Annotated in this window: 20 protein-coding genes; all 20 read right to left on the bottom strand. The window is 52.2% G+C overall.

Annotated elements, in window-relative coordinates:
- Positions 1-11 precede the first annotated feature (11 nt).
- On the bottom strand, positions 12-758 hold the full coding sequence (locus EZV72_RS13650) for a protein phosphatase CheZ (RefSeq protein WP_137167745.1): 747 nt from the start codon (positions 756-758) through the stop codon (positions 12-14).
- Positions 759-793: 35 nt separating this feature from the next.
- The gene (gene cheY, locus EZV72_RS13655; RefSeq protein ID WP_012517682.1) at positions 794-1177 is read right to left on the bottom strand and encodes a chemotaxis response regulator CheY; all 384 of its coding nucleotides are present in this window, start codon (positions 1175-1177) and stop codon (positions 794-796) included.
- A gap of 57 nt (positions 1178-1234) precedes the next feature.
- Positions 1235-1963 (bottom strand): RNA polymerase sigma factor FliA, encoded by a 729-nt coding sequence (locus tag EZV72_RS13660; RefSeq protein WP_137167746.1) that lies wholly within the window; start codon positions 1961-1963, stop codon positions 1235-1237.
- Positions 1960-2826 (bottom strand): MinD/ParA family protein, encoded by an 867-nt coding sequence (locus EZV72_RS13665; RefSeq protein WP_137167747.1) that lies wholly within the window; start codon positions 2824-2826, stop codon positions 1960-1962. The genes EZV72_RS13660 and EZV72_RS13665 overlap by 4 nt, the downstream gene beginning before the upstream one ends.
- Entirely contained in the window at positions 2823-4256 is a 1434-nt protein-coding gene (gene flhF, locus EZV72_RS13670) for a flagellar biosynthesis protein FlhF (RefSeq protein WP_137167748.1), read from the bottom strand. Before flhF ends, EZV72_RS13665 begins: the two co-directional genes overlap by 4 nt.
- Before the next feature lie 32 nt (positions 4257-4288).
- Positions 4289-6388, bottom strand: coding sequence for a flagellar biosynthesis protein FlhA (flhA, locus tag EZV72_RS13675; protein WP_137168763.1), 2100 nt, complete (start codon positions 6386-6388; stop codon positions 4289-4291).
- A 94-nt stretch (positions 6389-6482) separates the two neighbouring features.
- Positions 6483-7607, bottom strand: coding sequence for a flagellar biosynthesis protein FlhB (gene flhB / locus EZV72_RS13680; RefSeq protein ID WP_137167749.1), 1125 nt, complete (start codon positions 7605-7607; stop codon positions 6483-6485).
- 13 nt (positions 7608-7620) lie between these two features.
- Positions 7621-8403, bottom strand: a complete 783-nt coding sequence (gene fliR, locus EZV72_RS13685) for a flagellar biosynthetic protein FliR (protein ID WP_137167750.1) — start codon at positions 8401-8403, stop codon at positions 7621-7623.
- Positions 8404-8407: 4 nt separating this feature from the next.
- The gene (fliQ, locus tag EZV72_RS13690) at positions 8408-8677 is read right to left on the bottom strand and encodes a flagellar biosynthesis protein FliQ (protein WP_137167751.1); all 270 of its coding nucleotides are present in this window, start codon (positions 8675-8677) and stop codon (positions 8408-8410) included.
- 11 nt (positions 8678-8688) lie between these two features.
- On the bottom strand, positions 8689-9447 hold the full coding sequence (gene fliP, locus EZV72_RS13695) for a flagellar type III secretion system pore protein FliP (RefSeq protein ID WP_137167752.1): 759 nt from the start codon (positions 9445-9447) through the stop codon (positions 8689-8691).
- Positions 9440-9853: a flagellar biosynthetic protein FliO gene (fliO, locus tag EZV72_RS13700; protein WP_137167753.1), complete on the bottom strand. Its 414-nt coding sequence runs from the start codon at positions 9851-9853 to the stop codon at positions 9440-9442. Before fliO ends, fliP begins: the two co-directional genes overlap by 8 nt.
- 28 nt (positions 9854-9881) lie before the next feature.
- A complete protein-coding gene (gene fliN, locus EZV72_RS13705) occupies positions 9882-10280 on the bottom strand; it encodes a flagellar motor switch protein FliN (protein ID WP_137167754.1) in 399 nt (132 codons plus the stop codon).
- 32 nt (positions 10281-10312) lie between these two features.
- Entirely contained in the window at positions 10313-11374 is a 1062-nt protein-coding gene (gene fliM, locus EZV72_RS13710) for a flagellar motor switch protein FliM (protein ID WP_137167755.1), read from the bottom strand.
- Between the two features lie 13 nt (positions 11375-11387).
- The gene (gene fliL / locus EZV72_RS13715) at positions 11388-11927 is read right to left on the bottom strand and encodes a flagellar basal body-associated protein FliL (RefSeq protein ID WP_137167756.1); all 540 of its coding nucleotides are present in this window, start codon (positions 11925-11927) and stop codon (positions 11388-11390) included.
- Between the two features lie 94 nt (positions 11928-12021).
- The gene (locus tag EZV72_RS13720) at positions 12022-13779 is read right to left on the bottom strand and encodes a flagellar hook-length control protein FliK (protein WP_137167757.1); all 1758 of its coding nucleotides are present in this window, start codon (positions 13777-13779) and stop codon (positions 12022-12024) included.
- A 175-nt stretch (positions 13780-13954) separates the two neighbouring features.
- Complete coding sequence (gene fliJ / locus EZV72_RS13725) at positions 13955-14404, bottom strand: flagellar export protein FliJ (protein ID WP_175405124.1); 450 nt, start codon at positions 14402-14404, stop codon at positions 13955-13957.
- Entirely contained in the window at positions 14404-15738 is a 1335-nt protein-coding gene (gene fliI, locus EZV72_RS13730; protein ID WP_137167759.1) for a flagellar protein export ATPase FliI, read from the bottom strand. The genes fliJ and fliI overlap by 1 nt, the downstream gene beginning before the upstream one ends.
- Positions 15731-16510 (bottom strand): flagellar assembly protein FliH, encoded by a 780-nt coding sequence (gene fliH, locus EZV72_RS13735; RefSeq protein ID WP_137167760.1) that lies wholly within the window; start codon positions 16508-16510, stop codon positions 15731-15733. The genes fliI and fliH overlap by 8 nt, the downstream gene beginning before the upstream one ends.
- Before the next feature lie 25 nt (positions 16511-16535).
- Positions 16536-17579, bottom strand: a complete 1044-nt coding sequence (gene fliG / locus EZV72_RS13740; protein WP_137167761.1) for a flagellar motor switch protein FliG — start codon at positions 17577-17579, stop codon at positions 16536-16538.
- Positions 17580-17593: 14 nt separating this feature from the next.
- Positions 17594-19291, bottom strand: coding sequence for a flagellar basal-body MS-ring/collar protein FliF (fliF, locus tag EZV72_RS13745; RefSeq protein WP_137167762.1), 1698 nt, complete (start codon positions 19289-19291; stop codon positions 17594-17596).
- Between the last annotated feature and the right edge of the window lie 14 nt (positions 19292-19305).

Below are 19305 nucleotides of genomic sequence, written 5' to 3' on the forward strand. Positions count from 1 at the left end.
AGCCCGCTCTCCTAAAACCCTAAGCTTGACAAAAGGTCGTCTACATCGTCCTGACCTTTTACTACGTCGTCCCGATCCCCGGCATTCAGAATCGGCCCTTCTGCCTCTACGCCACTGACTTCCGGTTTCTTCGTCACAGGCGCGGTATCGCTTTCTGTTTCACCAAACATGGTCAGCATATTGACCAGGCTGTCTTCCACTTCCTTCACCAGCTCAATAACCCGGCGAATCACCTGCCCGGTCAAATCCTGATAACCTTGTGCCATAAGCACTTCAGTGAGCAAACTGGTCAGCTTCTCTGATTCGGCAGAAGCATCGGTAAGCAGTTTATCTAAATCCATACACAGCGCTTTGAATTCGCCCAGTTCAATCTGGCGACTCATTAGCTTTTTCCACTCAGGGGTGATGGTATCGATACGTTGTGCCAGTGATTCGGCAATCGGCATGCTGGCTTCAACAGCGTCCATTGTCGTATTCGCGGCTTTTTCGGTTTCTTCAATAACGTAAGCAAGGCGGGCCTGCGCGTCTGGCATATCATCTTTGACCAGGCCAGCAATACGCTCATCCAGCTGAAAATTATTGAGGGAGTCATGAAGCTGCCGGGTCAGCTTACCTACTTCGGCAAATAACTCTTCAGACTGTTTCATAGAAACGGCTTCAAGTAATGCCCGGGCAGCGGCGTTATCGCCCTGCTCCAGGTAGGTTACTAGCTGCTTGGCTTCTTCAAGTGAGATAGGAACATTGACATTCGTCGACATCCAGTATTCCTCTTAATACTGAGCGAGCGTCTGGGTTAACCTAAACGTTCGAAGATTTTATCTAATTTTTCTTTTAGCGTAGCAGCGGTGAAGGGTTTTACCACATAGCCGTTCACGCCGGCCTGGGCAGCTGCCACAATTTGTTCTTTCTTCGCTTCGGCGGTTACCATCAGTACCGGAAGATGTTTAAGTTTGTCGTCTGCACGAATAGCGCGCAGCAAGTCGATGCCCTGCATACCTGGCATGTTCCAGTCGGTCACCACAAAATCAAAATCGCCCTGTTGTAACATAGGCAGTGCAGTGCTTCCGTCGTCGGCTTCCTGGATATTGGAAAACCCCAAGTCCTTAAGCAGGTTCTTTATGATTCGTCTCATCGTAGAAAAATCGTCTACCACGAGAATTTTCATACTCTTGTCCAAAATGGCCTCCACTGGGGAAATAAAAAATAAAGTTATTATTAATATTAGTATGTGTGCTTAGTTATCGGCCCGCCACGACTGCATTTTAGCTTTTAATTTCAGCATGGCCTGACTGTGTATCTGACTAACGCGAGACTCACTGACTTCTAGCACTTCACCAATTTCTCGCAGGTTCAGTTCTTCATCATAGTACAGTGAAAGCACAATTGCCTCACGTTCGGGTAATGTCGTAATTGCCTGAGCCAGAGACTTTTGAAAAGCCCCCTGCATCAGGTCGTCCAGCGGCGTGTCGTTACCCTGATTACTCTCGGTGGTAATCACATCCTCTGACACCCCTAAATCTTCGATACCAACCAGTTTGCCGGCATTTACTTCGTTCAGCATCTGATGGTAGCTATCCAGACTAACACCCATCTTCTCTGCGATTTCAAAATCCCGCGCATCCCGCCCGGTTTCCCGCTCCACCAGATTAATGGCTTCGGTAATGGCCCGGCTGTTTTTATGCACCGACCGGGGCGTCCAGTCACCTTTGCGTATTTCGTCAAGCATAGCGCCGCGAATTCGAATCCCCGCAAAGGTTTCAAAGCTCGCCCCTTTTGAGCCATCAAAGTTCTTTGCCGCCTCCAGCAGTCCAATCATGCCTGCCTGAATCAGGTCATCGACCAGCACACTGGCCGGCAGACGCGCCATCAAGTGATGGGCAATGCGTTTAACCAGTGGTGCATGGCGCTCCACCAATAACGCTTTATTGGATTGCTGTTGGTAGGCAGCCGCTTTGCTGTTCAAGGTAAGGTACCCGCTGCTTTTTTTGCCACCAACTGTTCGATAAAGAATTCAAGGTGTCCGCCTGGCTGATTAGGAACCGGCCAGTGTGCTGCCTTAGTTGCCAGTTGAGAAATGGCAACCGCAGCCGGAGAGCCCGGAAAGGCATCGACGATGGCTGTTTGCTTCCTCACCGCCCGGCGAATATTTTCGTCAAACGGCACCGTTGCTACTAACTCTAAAGCAACATCTAAAAAACGACCAGTCACTTTAGATAATTTGTTAAATAATTCATGACCTTCGCGCTGATCCCTGACCATGTTGGCAACAATTTTAAAGCGAAACACGCCGTGTTCACGGTTCAGCAGTTTGATCAGGGCATACGCATCGGTCAGTGAGGTGGGCTCATCACACACCACCACCATGATGTCCTGAGAGGCTTTTGAAAAGCTCAGGACCATGTCTGAAATACCGGCTGCCGTATCAACAATCAGTACATCAATCTGCGAGCGTAATTCACTGAATGCCCGGATAAGTCCGGCATGCTCAGTCGGCGTCAGCTCGGTCATAGCCTGGGTACCGGAGGTGGCCGGTGCTATCTTGATACCGTGCGGACCGGTGACCAGTACTTCATCCAGCGTACATTCGCCGCTCAGTACATGAGACAGGTTTTTTTCTACCCGCAATCCCAGCATCACGTCGACGTTGGCCAGACCCAGGTCGGCATCCAGTACCATCACCCGTTTGCCCTGTTTTGCCATGGCAATGGCTGTGTTCAGCGTAATATTGGTTTTACCCACGCCGCCTTTACCGCCGGTAACGGCGATAACTTTGATTAATCTTGACTGATTCATCTTTCGTAAGCTACTCGCTTGATCTTCAATCATACTGCCCGCGCTGAATTTCCTAAGTGACTGTTGTTAGTATGATTCAAACCATACTTTTTATAAAGCTTTGCTGCCGCTGAAACCAAAGATTTCGCATCCGCAACTTTAATGTCTTCAGGCACTTGCTGACCATCTGTGATGTAACTCACAGGCAGGGTATGTTCGATGGCTACACTTAATACCTCTCCTAAACTGTAGCACTCATCCAGCTTAGTGAAGATACAACCGTCCAGTTTTACTGCATCATAGGCGTTAATAATACGCTGTAATGCCGGATATTGGGTATTGGCCTGCGCAACTAGGTACTTTTTCACAGGTTGCATCTGGCCTTTATCAAACTGCGCTAACTGCTTGATTAGGCGACTGTCACGCTGACTGAAGCCGGCGGTATCAATCAGCACCATGCGTTTATGCCGTAGCTGGAACAGCAGCTCTGCCAGCTCCTCACTGGACTGGGCTTTTTTCACTGTACAGCCAATAATCTTGCCGTAGGTCGCCAGCTGTTCAAAGGCGGCAATTCGGTAGGTATCAATGGTAATCATTGCCACCTGATCGGCACCGTATTTTTGTGCATAACGGGCTGCCAGCTTGGCCAGCGTGGTCGTTTTACCCGTGCCGGTCGGGCCAACCAGCGCCACCGCCCCGGTCTGCTGAAGAATATCATTGCCAGCAACGTTCAGACGATTAGCCAAAAGGTTTAATAAATATATCCAGGCTTCCCGTTCGTTATACTGGCGCGGCGTGTAGTGAATCAGCTGTTCGGCCAGGGCTGTACTTAAGCCCATTCCTGACAGGCAGCGCATCAGATAACTGTGAGTCGGACGGGTACGGCGCTGCTTGGCTTCCATCAGGTCGGCTACCTGATGCTGTAATACATTACGTAATGAGGCCAGCTCTTCTTTAATAGCATCCAGTTCACCACCCGCCGCAGGGCGTGCCGGTTGGTCCTCAAACGCGGGCTGACCGGTAAACTGCGTCTGCGGTTCGGCCTGGCGCGCCGGCCGGGTGTCAAAATCCAGCACATTGTCTGGCTGATGATGTTGATAAGCAGGTTGAGTGGCGGTTTGACGAGAAGCTGGCGCCGGCTGGCGAGCAGCAGCGGCAGACTCTTCGGCACCTGGCTGCCTGTCGGTTTGACGGGCCTGAGCTTGTTTTTCCAATAGCGCTCGCAGGCTGTCGGGACCGTCATCGCCGATGATTTCACTGAGGCTAGGGGTTGCTTTACGTCCGGCACTGGCAGGCTTAGCGGCCGGCGCGGCTTTGGTTTTTGGTGTCAGACGCGCCTCGGGTTCTTTATCATAAGCCGCCACCAGCTCAATGCCATCAGCTACCTTGCGGTTAGACATAATCACAGCATCACTGCCCAGCTCTGCTTTAACGGCGTTTAACGCCTCACGCATATCTTTGCCAAAAAAACGTCTGATTTTCATCGCTCAACCTCTATGTAAAACGCCGCGTCAGATTATTGACCTACTGAGCTGACTATTCTTATCTGCTTGTCGTCCGGTACTTCCTGGTACGACAGGACATTCAGACCATTTACAGAATATTTAAAGAAGCGGGAAAGTACCGGACGGAGCATTCCGGAGGTCAGCAACACTGCTGGTTCACCGGAAAGTTCCTGTTGCTGACAGGCTTGTTGTAACGATTTTTGTAGCCTGTCTGCCAGCCCGGGTTCGATGCCTGCGCCATCTTCCCCACCTGCCTGAAGTGACTGGTGCAACATCTGTTCCAACTCTGGCGCCAAGGTTATGACGGGGATTTCTTTCCCCCCCTGACAAATCTCCTGCGTGATTAAGCGTTTCAGTGCAATACGTACCGCAGACACCAGTACATCCGGGTCCTGACTCTTGGTGCCGTACTCGCTTAAGGTTTGCACAATGGTACGCATATCCCGGATAGGTACGCCTTCAAACAGCAAGGTTTGTAAAACCTTAACCACGGTGGATAGCGGCAGAATATCCGGTACCAGCCCCTCGACCAGTTTTGGATTGGTTTTGGCCAGCATATCCAGCAGATGCTGGGTTTCTTCATGGCCCAGCAACTGATAGGCATTGTTGGTCAGTAACTGAGATAAGTGCGTGGCCACAACCGTGGCGGCATCTACTACCGTATAACCTAAGGTCTGGGCGTGCTCTCGCTGGGTTGGCTTGATCCATACTGCATCCAGACCAAAGGCCGGATCCTGGGTTGCCCGCCCTTCCAGATTACCAAAAACCTGCCCGGGATTGATGGCCAGCTCTTCATCATGACTGATTTGCGCATCGCCAATATTGACCCCCAGCATAGCAATGGTATAAGCATTGGGATCCAAATCCAGGTTATCGCGGATGTGCACAGGCGGGATCAAAAAGCCCAGTTCCTGGGACAGCTTTTTACGCACGCCTTTAATTCGTGTCAGTAATTCGCCGCCCTGGGATTTATCCACCAGCGGAATCAGGCGGTAGCCTACTTCCAGCCCGATGGTATCGACATGCTGCACATCATCCCAGCCCAGCTCTTTAACCTCAGGCACACCGGCAACCTCATCACCACTAACAGCTGCCTGTACCGGCGCCAGCTCGGCCTGTTTTGCTTTATGTCCCTGCCAGTAAGCCACACCACCGGCAATAGCTGAGAACCCCAGAAAGGCAACATGCGGCATGCCCGGAATAATCCCCATTACAAACAAGACCCCCGAGGCGATATACAAAGCCTGCTGATTACCCAGCTGATTGCGGATTTCCTTGCCCATTTCCTGGGTTTCGTTTTCCCGGGTGACGATAATGGCCGTTGCCACAGACAACAGCAATGATGGGATTTGTGCAACCAGCCCATCACCGATAGTCAGCAGGGTATACACCTCAATGGCGCTGCCAAAGGTCAGGTTATGCTGCATCATGCCAATAAACAGACCACCGACAATATTGATCAGCATAATAAACATGCCAGCTACGGCATCGCCTTTAACAAATTTTGACGCACCGTCCATTGAGCCGTAGAAGTCGGCCTCAGCAGTAATTTCCTCACGCCGCTTACGGGCCTGATCCTGGTCGATATAACCGGCATTCAAATCGGCATCGATCGCCATCTGCTTACCGGGCATGGCATCCAGGGTAAAGCGGGCGCTTACTTCTGAAATCCGGCCGGCACCGGCAGTGACCACTTTAAAGTTGATAATCAGCAATATGGCGAAGACCACAATACCAACCGCGTAATTGCCTCCGATAACCACTGCACCAAAGGCTTCAATGACTTTACCGGCGGCATCACCGCCCTCATGACCATACAGCAGTACTACCCGGGTTGAGGCAACGTTTAGTGCCAGCCGAAGTACCGTGGCAATCAGCAGTACCAGAGGAAAAATACCAAAATCTACCGGGCGCTGGGTGAAGACGGCCACCAGAATGATGACCAGAGACAGCGCAATATTAAAGCTGAACAGAATGTCGAGCAGGAAAGGCGGCATCGGCAGGATAACCATGCCCATAATCGCCAGAAGCACGATGGGGGCCCCGAGTCCGCTGGTAAACTTTTGCAGCTGGTTTTTATCAAACCGCTGCAGATAGCTGGCTAGCTGCATCACATGTATCTCACTATCAGAATTTTGACGCTCACTGTCGTTATACTTCTGATAGTTCAACTACCATGCCATATTGCAAAGCCTGGCAATTTCTCTACCGGCGCAGCTCCGGCGGAATGGGCAAATCTTTTTTAAGCGGTTTGGGACGCTTGGCCTTACCGGCTTTATAAGCCCGCAACTGAAAAACATAGGCCAGTACCTGCGCCACCGCCATAAATAACTTGTGCGGAATTTCGTGATCCACCTCTGTGGAATAGTAAATAGCCCGGGCCAGCATAGGAGAAGGGACCAGCGGAACATCGTGGGCCGTGGCAATTTTACGAATATGCATGGCCAGTTCATCCACCCCTTTGGCTACCACCACCGGCGCCCGGGTGCCATCTTCCTTGTATTTCAGGGCCACAGAATAATGGGTCGGGTTGGTCACAATCACATCGGCTTCAGGTACTTCCTGCATCATACGGTTGGCCGCAGCCTGAAATTGTAGTCGCCGGATGCGACCTTTCACCATAGGATCGCCATCGGCATTCTTGCGCTCGTCTTTAACTTCCTGCTTGGACATTTTCATTTCTTTGTTGTGCTTGTACATCTGATACGGCACATCTATCGCGGCAATCGGAATCATGCCCAGGGTTAACAGTAAAAATGCCCACTCCAGCATATCCATCGCGTGAAACAGATTTCGCGGATACAGCTCCAAATCCAGATGAAGCGCTTCGTCCTTGTACATCAGCAGCGCCCCGACGGCCAGACCGCCAATGACGGCAAATTTGGCCAGCGCTTTGAGTAATTCCACCAGCGCATTCATACCGAACATGCGTTTAAACCCGTTCATCGGGTTCATTTTATTTCCTTTAAACGCCGCTGCTTCCCAGGAAAAGTTAAAGCCGCCCAGCGCAATACTGCCATATATGCCGGCCGCCGTAGCCACCACCATGTACATCAGAACCGGCACGGCAACCTGACTGATCGCTTCACCGGCCGCCACCATCATGTGCGACATGTCATAGGTCTCATCCCGGGACAGCACAAACATACGCTGTGTGACTAAAAAAATCGCTTTGGCAATCATGCCGCCGACCACCATAAACATCAGCCCGCTGATGATCAGTACCAGCGCTGTCGACAGCTCCCGGGAGCGGGCCAGCTGCCCTTTCTTGCGGGCGTCGTCGAGCTTTTTCTGGGTGGGTTCTTCTGTTTTATCGTGGGTATCTGCCATGACAATTTATCCGTCAGGTCGGGCATATGGCCAGCAGTTCACACATAAACTGCTGGGCCCGTGCCCACTGGGTGCTGAAATGGGTGGTAAAGTTTTCCATGGTGATCCAGATAACAATCAGGCCGGTGATCTGGGCGATAGAAAAACCAATACTGAAAATGTTTAGCTGAGGCGCTGCTTTGGTCATGACCCCGAAGGCCAGATTCACAATCAGCAGCGATACAATCGGGGCCAGCGACAGGGTAACTGCAGAGACAAACATCCAGCCGGCCCAGTGCGCCACCTGACGAAACTGCTCCGGCTCAAACCACGCCTGTCCAATTGGAAAGGCTTCAAAACTCATGACAATCATCTGAATCATTGACAGGTGACCATCCATGCTCCAGAACAACAAGGTCGCCAGAATCAGATAAAACTGCCCTACCGCCGGCACGTTGATTCCGTTAACCGGGTCCACAATAGAGGCAAAACCCAGACCGGTCTGCATGGCAACAATCTGACCGGCCAGTACAAAGGTGTTCAGTACCATCATGGAAATGAAGCCAATGACAATACCAATCAGCAGTTGTCGGATAATCTCCATGATGGTGCCGGCATCCACCAGGTTACTGATGGGAACCGGATCAAGCATGGGTACAATCACCAGCGTCATCAAAACAGCCAGTAAGGCTCGCACCTGCGCAGGAATGGATTTGGCACTTAGCCCAATCATCGCGGCAAACATGCCGCTGATGCGCATGAACGGCAGCAACAAATCAATCAGGAACTGGTTAATGACGCTTAAATCAGCCTGCATGGCATTACCCGACAACTTGCGGAATCTGCTCTACCATGTGGTAGAAAAAATCCATCAGTTTGGCCACTAGCCAGTTGCCGCCCCAGGCTAGCGCCAGCAAGGTCACGATCAGACGAGGCAAAAAGCTCATGGTCTGTTCGTTAATGGAGGTGGCCGCCTGAAAAACCGCCACGACCAGGCCCACAATCATGCTTGGCACAATCGCCGCGGACACCAGCAGAATAACCAGGAACAAAGACTCGCGCAGAATTTCAACAAAAACTTCCGGTGACATCGCCTGTCCTCCTACACGCCCATACCAAAGCTGGTTGCCAGTGTGCCGAAAATCAGATTCCAGCCGTCCACCAGCACAAACAGCATCAACTTAAAGGGTAATGACACAATCATCGGCGATAGCATCATCATCCCCATCGCCATCAGGATGGAGGCCACCACCAAGTCGATAATCAGAAAAGGAATAAACAGCATAAAACCAATCTGAAAAGCGGTTTTCAGTTCACTGGTCACAAACGAAGGGATCAGAATCGTCAGCGGCACTTCCGACGGGTCCTGATATTTATCCTCATCACCGGCAATGCGCACAAAAGTTTCCAGATCTTTAACCCGGGTCTGGGACAGCATAAATGCCCGCATAGGCTCCTTGGCCTGCTCGAACGCCTCTTTACTGGTCATCTGCTCGTTCAGATAGGGCTGCAACGCATTTTCATTCACCTGCTCAAACACCGGCGCCATAATGAACATGGACAAAAACAGGCTCACGCCAATTAAAATCTGATTAGACGGAGACTGTTGTAACCCGATGGCCTGACGCAAAATTGACAGTACCACGATGATGCGGGTAAACGAGGTCATCATCATAATAAATGCCGGAATCAGACTCAGAGCTGTCATGATAAACAGCGCCTGTAAGGTCATGGAATAGTCCTGGGTACCATCGGGGTTTGTAGTAACCGTGAGCGCAGAGATGCCCTGCTGTGCCATAACCGGTTGCAGGCTGCCCATCACCAGCAAGGCCAGGGCCAGCCACCAGCGCGATTTATTCATGACTGTCTCCCTGTTTGATAGCCGGGTTGATTTTACCTGCCATGGCTTTGACTAATTTGTCTTTAAACTGCTGGCCACTGTTATCCCCGCTACTTTTTGGGGTAAGTTTATTTTCCAGCTTACTGAGGTGAGAAATAGTGTGGCTGGTCACGCCAACCAGATGCTGCTCATCACCTACCTCAATCACCATGATGCGCTCTTTACTGCCTGCCACCATACTGGCGACAACCTTCATCTGCCCGCTACCGCCATGAGTGACATTAAACCGTCGCATTACGTAAGCCAGCGCAAAAATAATCGCCACCACCAGCAGCAGTGATAGAAAAATTGACAGTACAGAGGTGGGATTTGTAATCGACTGGGTATCGGCAGCGCAGGCCGAACCGGAGAATAGCAGGGGCAGCATAATGCAGCCCCTTGAAAATAAAGAAGTTTTATCTGAGTTTTTTGATACGTTCGATTTGACTAATAACATCGGTGAGCCGGATACCAAATTTGTCGTTGACCACTACTACTTCACCATGAGCAATCAACGTGCCATTTACCAAAACATCCAGCGGTTCACCGGCGACCCGGTCCAGCTCAACCACCGACCCCTGGTTAAGCTGCAACAAATTGCGAATACTGATCTGGCTTCGGCCTACTTCCATGGATATGGTCACAGGAATATCCAGAATGGTATCCAGCTTGCGTTTTTCTTCCTGGCTTATCGGCGCATCATCAGTGAACTCGTCAAGTTCTGCTGGTTGTACGTCATCGCCTTCTTGTGCTTCTGAATCAGCCTGCTCCGCCATGGCGGCAGCCCAGTCGTCCATGCCGTCTTCTTCACTCATAACAATGCCTCATAGTGTTCAAAGGCCTGACGCTACAGGTCTTCTTCGAGTACTTGCAGCTCCGCGTCATTATCAATAACGCGACCGCCGCGGGTTAACAACTGCAGGTCCGACTTAACCGAAGTCGGGCGTGCGATTTTATCAGTAATTTTTAATGCCAGATTATCTCTGGAGCGACCCAGCTTGGCCCTGAAGGTCGGCAGGTCTTCAATCAGCACAGTGATATGTTCGGGCATCTCCACCGGAATCACATCACCGGCTTTAAAGTCCATCACCTGCTGTAGTGACACGTCAAAATCCAGCATGTGGGTAGACAGCTCTACTTTCACATCCATGATTTCGTCGCGTAACGCCTTGCTCCAGCGTAAATCCGTGTCTTCCTTGTCACTTTGCACACCGGCATCCAGCAGCTCCCGGATGGGCTCCAGCATGGAATACGGTAACGACACATGAAAGTCACCGCCGCCGCCGTCCAGCTCAATATGAAACGAGCTGATCACCACCACTTCTGTGGGGCTGACTATATTGGCCATCGCCGGATTCACTTCTGAGTCCAGGTATTCAAATGACACATCCATAACCGGCGCCCAGGCTTCTTTATAATCCTCAAATATAATTTTGAGCAGCATCTGAATAATCCGGCGCTCGGTTGGCGTGAACTCCCGACCTTCAATTTTGGCGTGGTAACGACCGTCACCGCCAAAAAAGTTATCAACCAGAATAAACACCAGCCGGGCTTCCATGGTGATAAGGCCGGTGCCTTTTAACGGACGAAACCGCACCATATTCAAACTGGTGGGCACAAACAGAGTATGGATGTACTCACCGAACTTAATCATCTGAATGCCGTTTATCGACACCTCAGCAGAGCGGCGCATCATGTTGAACAGACTGACCCGAAGATGCCGGGCAAACCGTTCGTTCACAATCTCCAGGGTGGGCATACGCCCACGTACGATTCGGTCCTGTGAGGAGAAGTCATACTCCAGCGCAGAAGCATCCGAGGGCGCATCACTGCTAACCTCATCTTCTTCTACATCATCGACACCGTGTAACAGCGCATCGATTTCGTCCTGAGATAATAAATCACTCACCGCATTATCCTGTCTATTGCATTACAAAACCGGTGAACAGTACCTGTTCCACCACTTCTGTACCAGCGATATCCTTCATGACTTTCTGCACTTCGGTCACCGCCTGTTCGCGCAGTGCGACCTTGCCGGCTTCGGTGACCAGGTCATCAGCGTTACTTGAGCTGAAAACCTGCAATAACGTCCCTTCTATCATGGGGATATGCATTTTGGCAGTTTCTTCATTGTCACTACCGCGCACCATCAGCTGCACTTTAATCTGTACCAGCCGGTCACGCCCGCTGCCGGGCACATTAAATACAAAAGGTCGGGGCATCGCTACATACAGCGCGGTGCCGATATTGGCCGCGCCATCTGCGGCCGCCGCTGCGGATGCGCTGTCGGCGGCTTCTGCGCCCTCGCCGGCGACTTCTTCTGCGACCGGCTCATCACCGCCGGAAAATAAAAAGAACCAGGCTGCACCGCCACCGGCAATCAGCACCACCACGATAATAATAATCAGCGGAAGCTTACTTTTCTTCGCGCCTTCTTCAACCTGTAATTCTTCGTCTGCCATGATTTACTTCTCCGTATTGGGCATTGCCTGATTTTTCCAGGCACAGGATATTATGATTTATCCTGCTTAAAGTGCAATTATGCTAAGGACTTACCTAAGCATAGTCATCAACACCACCTTGTGCCCGACGGGTTAACTGTTGCTCGGTAACCTGCACCGGTTCATCGCTGTCGTTACTGCCCTTGTGTCCAGGCTGACCAGAGCCGGCCCATTCACCCTGCTGCTGGGAAGATTGCTGGCTTTCCTGTTGTACAGAAGACTCGCCTAAATGAATGCCCTGCTCAGCCAACATATCCCGTAATCTGGGTTCAGCCTGACTCAGCATATCTTTGGCCTGTGGCGACTGCACAATAAAGCTGACTGACGCGGCATCACCCTGTACATTAACCCGCACCTGCATACTGCCCATTTCCGGCGGATCCAAACGAATCTCTGCCATCATGTTACGGCTGTTTACCATCCAGCGGATTTTCTCGGCCAGTTGCTTTTGTCCTTCAGGCTGCTGAACATTCACAGCCGAATCTGCGCCATCCAGGGTCTTACCATTCTGGGCGGCTTCTGATTTGAGCTGGTTGGTTTCTGCTACCATGGTGTCACTGCCCAGCGGTTGCAGCATACTGGCAGCAGCCTGAGCAGTGGCGCTGGCGGCCTGTACAACTGTACTAAGCTGACTTATTTGCTGATGAATGCCAGCCTGTAGCTGCTCATCCACATTGACTCCCGCATCAGCCACACTCTGCGCGACCAGGTCAGCCACGCTGAAACCCGGCTCATGGCCCTGACTTAACTGAGCCTGCATTTCTTTGATACCACTGATAACCGCATCGGTTATTTTGCTTTGCTGAGCGTCACTGGCCGCATTTCCCACCAGCTCTTTGACGCGACTGGCAATCGCTTCACGCATATCTTCCTGACCCTGTTCAGTCAGGCCATTGAGCAACGCAGCCAGGTTATCCTGCGCGGCATCTGCTCCGCCATCATTGACCTTTTCCTCACCCTGCATCTCTGTGCTTAGCAGCCCTGTCAATAATCCGGCATCCTCCTGACTGACCACTGCTTGCTCGCTGGCTTCAGGCTGAGTCAGGCGCGCCAGTTGTTGCAAAAAGTCCTGACTATCGGCATCGCTTTGCTCACCACTACCGGCCTGATTCATGGCGTTTAGCAAGGCGGCAGAAAGTGCCTGCAGGTCGCCGTCATTACCGGATGAGACTGCGGTATCGGCACTGCTGTCCTCACCGCCTTGTTCTTCCGCACCCGCTGCACTGCCCATGACCTGTTTCACCAGTTCTCTGGCCAGCGTACCTACTGCAACCGGCACCGGCGTAATTTTATCCTGCTGGGGATCAATGCTGGTATCGGGCATGGCGATGAGCCGGTCAACCTCAATCTGCTCACCGTCTATCTGAAAGGTGATCTGGCCTGGTGGCAACGCTGTCTCATCGGCAGCGCCTTCCTGTAACATGCGAATATTGTCCACATAGGCCAGCCAGTCGATGTCATCTGCCTGCGTGACCTGGGACTGTGCGGCTTTTTCGGTGGCATCCGTTTTCATCGCACTTTGGTCATCCATAGCCGGACTGTCTGGCTCGTAAGCACCGGCGCTTTCATGAGTATTATTATCAGAAGACGCACGCGTCTGTAAGTTGTCAGATGGAGCATCGGTCTTAACAGCATCATCGCGCTGCGCTGCTGGCGCGGGCGCTTTATTCGTCTGACGCTGCTTATCGATATCACTAAGCACCGCGCTGAACTGCGCTGAGCCTGTTCCATCCGTGGACGGCGCCTCGCTGTGGCCTACCTCGATGGGTAAAGCGGCAACATCTGAGCGCTTAGTGGCAACTTGTTGCATCATAACCGAAAGTCCTCTGCCTGAGCTTTAATTGTAATGCCTTGATTAACATTTAAAAAAGCTATCAATCCAACCAGCAAAAACATAATTTTTGACGTTTTTTCTGTACTGTCCTAATCACTGAGCAAGGAGCGTTCCATAGTTCTCGCCAGCCTTACCAACTCATCAGGTCAAAAATCTAATAACCTGTTTTTGCACGCAAAAATTTTTGCGTCGCAAACTCATCCAGCATCTGCTGCTCCTGACGATTAGCCACCGCCATGGCTTCAGCCCGCTTTTTGTCCAGCAGTAGATCGACGGCTTTCCGGCGCTTTTGCTGCTCCAGCCATTGCCGGCGGCGCTGATCCACTACCAGGTTAGCCTGCGATACCATCTGCATCTGCTGAGCAATGGCTTTATCAAGCTTGCCTACAAACTGCAGGTGCTGATGATAGTTGCGCACATCCACTCCGCCCTGACGGCCGGATTGCTGAATTTCACGCAGATAATCAAGACGATACTGTTGCAGGCTGCTGAGTTTTTGCTTCTGGCCGGTCAGATGCTGCTGAGCCAGGTCCAGTGCCTGACTGGCTTTTTGCTCACGGTCGGTTTCAACCCGCAGTACGGTGTTAAGCTGCTGCGAGGCCATTATCCGTTACCCAGCCCGGTGGCCAGCGCTTGCATGGCTTCAGTGCACTCATCAAAAGTCAGCACCTGTTTCATTCCTTGCTGCAAAAAGGCATTAATGGCCGGTTCAGCCCGGATAGCCAGGTCAATCCGCGGATCTGAGCCTCTGGCGTAGGCACCAATGGCAATCAGGTCCTGATTCTGTTTGTAAGTGGAATACACTTGCCTGATGCGACGGGCCTGGGTCAGATATTCTTCACTGACCACCATCGGCATTACCCGGCTGATTGATGCTTCAATATCAATGGCCGGATAGTGCCCGCTGTCTGCCAGTTTACGTGACAATACCACGTGACCATCCAGAATGGCCCGGGCCGCATCAGCAATCGGATCCTGCAGGTCATCGCCTTCGGTCAGTACCGTGTAAAAGGCAGTGATAGAGCCTTGCCCCGGCGCACCGTTACCGGCGCGTTCTACCAGAGCCGGTAACCGGGCGAATACCGATGGCGGATAGCCCTTGGTAGCGGGCGGCTCACCGACAGCCAGCGCAATTTCACGCTGCGCCATGGCATACCGGGTCAGTGAGTCAATCAGCAGCAGAACATTGTGCCCTTCATCGCGAAAATACTCGGCAATCGAGACGGCGGTTTCACAGGCTTTTAACCGCATCAGCGGAGAGGTGTCTGCCGGAGCGGCAATGATAACAGCGCGCTTGCGCTCTTCTTCGGTCAGAATGTCGTGAATAAACTCCTTCACCTCCCGGCCACGTTCACCAACAAGGCCAACCACGACCACATCAGCTTTGCTGCCTCGGGTCATCATGCCCAGCAGCACACTTTTACCCACACCACTACCGGCAAACAACCCCATACGCTGGCCTACGCCAACCGTGTTCATCGCATTGATAGAGCGTACGCCCACATCCATCGGTTCGGTAATAGGCCGGCGCGTCAGCGGATTCATTGGCGGGCGCAGTGTGGGCACCCGCTGACTGGTTTTCAGCGCGCCCAGTCCGTCAAGCGGCTGACCATTGCCGTCAACCACCCGGCCCAGCAGCTCAGGCCCTACCGCCAGTCCGCTTTCCCGGTTCAGCGGAATGACCCGTGAACCAGGCACAATACCGCGTACTGCTTCGGTGGGCATCAGGTAGGTAATCTCATCACCAAACCCGACCACCTCGGCTTCAATTTCGCCTTCCACTGTTTGTACCATGCACTGGCTGCCTACCGGCAACTGACAACCGACAGCTTCTAAGGTCAGGCCGATACCGCGCACCAGTTTGCCAGCGGCAACCACCGGCGGCTGAGGCACCTGCTCAGATAACCCGGCAAAATAATCAGCAAAGGGATCACTCACCGCTTAACCCCTGTTCCAGTAAAAACGTATCCAGCACATCACGACAGCGCCGCTCTACTGATACATCCACCGCATTATGGGTGGTAATAATGTCGCAGCCACCGCGCGCCATGGCCGGTGCTTCCACCAGCTGCCAGCCTTTTTCCTGAATGGTATCGGCACCAAAATGAGTGTTCATCAGGGCCAGGTCGTCCGGGTTCATGTGAATCTGATACCGGGTTTCGGTTACCGGCAATACTTTGATACCTTCACTGAGCGCCTGCAATATTACAGTTTCATTGGTGGCAACTTCAGTCCGGATCACGGCCCGGGCAAGCGACACGGCTAGCCGGACCAACTGAGTGCGAGACGCCTCAGTCGCCTGCTCCAGTGGCTGATGTAGCATCTCCAGCTGGCTACCCAGACTATCGAGTTGTGTGGTAATGTCCGCCTGACCTTCTTCCAGCCCCTGCTGACGCCCTTCTGCAAGACCAGCTTCATATCCTTCCTGGTGACCGCTTTGCAGCCCCTCTGAGCGTCCTTCGTCAAAGCCGGCCTGACGGCCTTCTGCAAATCCCTCGTCGCGGGCGGCCTGGCGAATAGCTTCAATTTCCTGAAGCGTTGGCGGCAGAATTTCCTCTTCTTCTTCCGGCGGCTCATACACCCAGTCGCTACGCCGGTTCAGCGCATTGGTCACCGATGCCTTGCTGGCGGTATCCTCGTCTTCCATAAACGGAAGATCCCACAGTCTGGCCTGCTCGGCAGAAAAATTGTTATCCTGATTATCCGACATCGTGCTCTACTACCTGAGTAAAAGGTTACAGGAATTCTTCGCCGCCACCGCCGCCCAGCATAATTTCACCGGAGTCGGCCAGACGACGTGCCACAGACAGTATTTCTTTCTGGGCGGTTTCCACTTCTGAGATTCTTACCGGCCCCATAGCTTCCAGATCATCGGTCAGCATTTCGGCTGCCCGCTTAGACATGTTGCGGGTAATCTTATCTTTCAGCTCGTCATCGGCGCCTTTAATGGCTTTAAGCAGCGCATCTTGCTGAACTTCGCGCAAAATAGCCTGAATCCCCTTGTCGTCCACATCCACCAGGTTGTCGAAAACAAACATCAGATCCTGAATCTGCTGACTCATCTCCTCATCCTGTTCGCGGATGGCATCCATCAGCTGGCCTTCGATAGCCGTATCCAGATAGTTCATGATGTTGGCGGCTGACTTCAGGCCACCCATTTTGGCTGCCTGAGTACCGGCCTGACCAGCAAACTGTTTCTCCATAATTTCGTTAAGCTCCTGTAAGGCCGCGGGTTGTACTTCTTCTAAGTTGGCAATCCGCATCAGCAGATCCAGCCGGACTTTTTCCGGGAACTGCGCCAGAATCTCGGCGCTTTGCTCTGGTTCAAGATATGACAACACAATGGTCTGGATCTGCGGGTGCTCGTTACGGATAATTGACGCCACCTGCTTAGAGTCCATCCATTTCAGTGAATCCAGCCCTTTGGCGCCGCTGCCCATCAGAATCTGATCAATCAGGTTCGCGGCTTTATCTTCCCCTAATGCCGCGGTCAGGGCTCGCTTCACAAAGTCCTGCGACTGGAAGCCGATCGTGCTGTAATTCTGGATTTCATCGATAAAGTGTTTATGCACAGCGGTAATTTTACCCTGTGTCATATCATCCACTTTTGCCATTTCCGCGCCCAGCTTCTGAACCTGCTTAGGCTCAAGATGCTTTAAAATCTGCGCGGCATCTTCTTCGGACAAACTGAGCAGCAGAATGGCTGCTTTTTCCACGCCTTCCAGCTTACCAACATCGTAGCTGGGTTCTTGTTGAGTTGTTGCTAATTCTTCAGCCATGACCCTAAACGCTCCTATTCATCCTGCATCAGCCAGCCTTTTACCACCTGGGCTGACAATTCAGGTTCATTGGCCACCAGGGCCCGTACGGCTTTAAGTACATCTTCATCTTTATGCAGATCCGGCAGCATCAGCGAGCCGTCTGCGGCAAAGCCCACCTGACCTTCATCAAAGTCGGTATTAAGCATGCTGATGGTATCATCACCCAGATCCAGTCCTTCATCGGCATCAAAATCTTCCACTTCCTTGGTGTCGTCCGGGTTAATCAGTTTGCGCAACATTGGACGGATAACAAAGATGATCAGGACGATAATGACCAGTGCGCCCATAACCAGTTTCAGTATAGGCAGGAACTTCGGCTGCTCCCAGATTGGCAGATCTTCGATTTCGCCGGCATCCATGCGGGTAAACGGTACACTGACCACTTCCAGTGAATCGCCGCGGGTAACATCAAATCCCAGACCACCCTGTAGCAAACGTCGGATATTCAGCAACTCTTCCTGCTTGCGCGGCGCGGTACTCACGGTACCGTCTTCGGCTGTTGATGAGGCATAGTCCACCGCCACCGAAACGCTCAGACGACGCATGGTTCCGGTTTGTTTTTTGGTATGGCTGATGGTGGTATCCAGCTCGTAGTTACGGGTGGTTTCTTTATTCTTACTACCTGGTACCGGCGTACCGGCACCGCCCGTACCAATGGCGTTTTCAGGAATATCGGCCGGCAGAGGGGGCTGATTACTCAGCGCACCGGGAATGCCACCAGCTGCTGACCCTACTGTATTTTGCTCCACCAGCATTTCACTGCGAACCGCTGGTAAATCCGGGTTGTAGCTACGCTGGGTTTGCTCCATAGCGGTAAAGTCCATGGTGACATCCACCTGCGCGGTATAATTGCCCAAACCCAGTACGGGGATCAGAATCCCGTCAATTTTTTCCAGATATTCGGCTTCGCGCTTACGCTCCAGTTCGTACTCTTTGCGCGCCCGGGCACTCATGGAGTCCTGAGAGCCAGAGTTCAACAGCCGGCCGTTACTGTCTGTCACGGTAACATTTGACGGCTCCATGCCCTGTACCGCAGAGGCCACAATATCCACCACCGCATCCACTTCTTCACCGGCAATCACTTTGCCTCGCTTGGCGGTAAGTACGATGGTGGCGCTGGCTTTTTTCTCGCGCCGGGCAAATACATTTTCTTTTGGCATAGCCAGCAGAACGCGGGCTTTTTGAATACTGGAAATATCTTGGATGGTGGTCGCAATCTGCATTTCGCGGGCGTGTTTCAAACGCTCCATCTCAACCCGCTGGCTGACGCCAAAGCCCATGTCCTGCATAATGATGTCAGAGCCTGAGTCATTTGAGCCAGACAGCCCCTGACGGGTCATACCCAGACGAATATTCTGAAATTCATCCTGACGCACAAAAATCGTATTGCCTTCCAGCTTGTAGTCAATCTGGCTGGCATCCAGGTAATCCAGAGTTTCAATCAGCTCTTCGGTTTCCATTTTGGCCAGTGGCCGGTAGTCCGGTTCCTGCGCCCAGATAAGAATAAACACCGCAATGGCTACACAGATTACCAGTACCACGACCAGAGCCATCTGGCGCATCATATCTGCGCTACCCAGCGCATCCATAAAGCCGGATTTATTTTCTGTTTCTGCCGCCCCGCCCATTGAATCATCGGATACGGTGAGGTTTGTTCCTGTGTCAGCCATGGTTACTTATCCTT

Origin of the sequence: Salinimonas lutimaris, from assembly GCF_005222225.1 — a bacterium.
In the GTDB taxonomy this organism is placed as follows: domain Bacteria; phylum Pseudomonadota; class Gammaproteobacteria; order Enterobacterales; family Alteromonadaceae; genus Alteromonas; species Alteromonas lutimaris.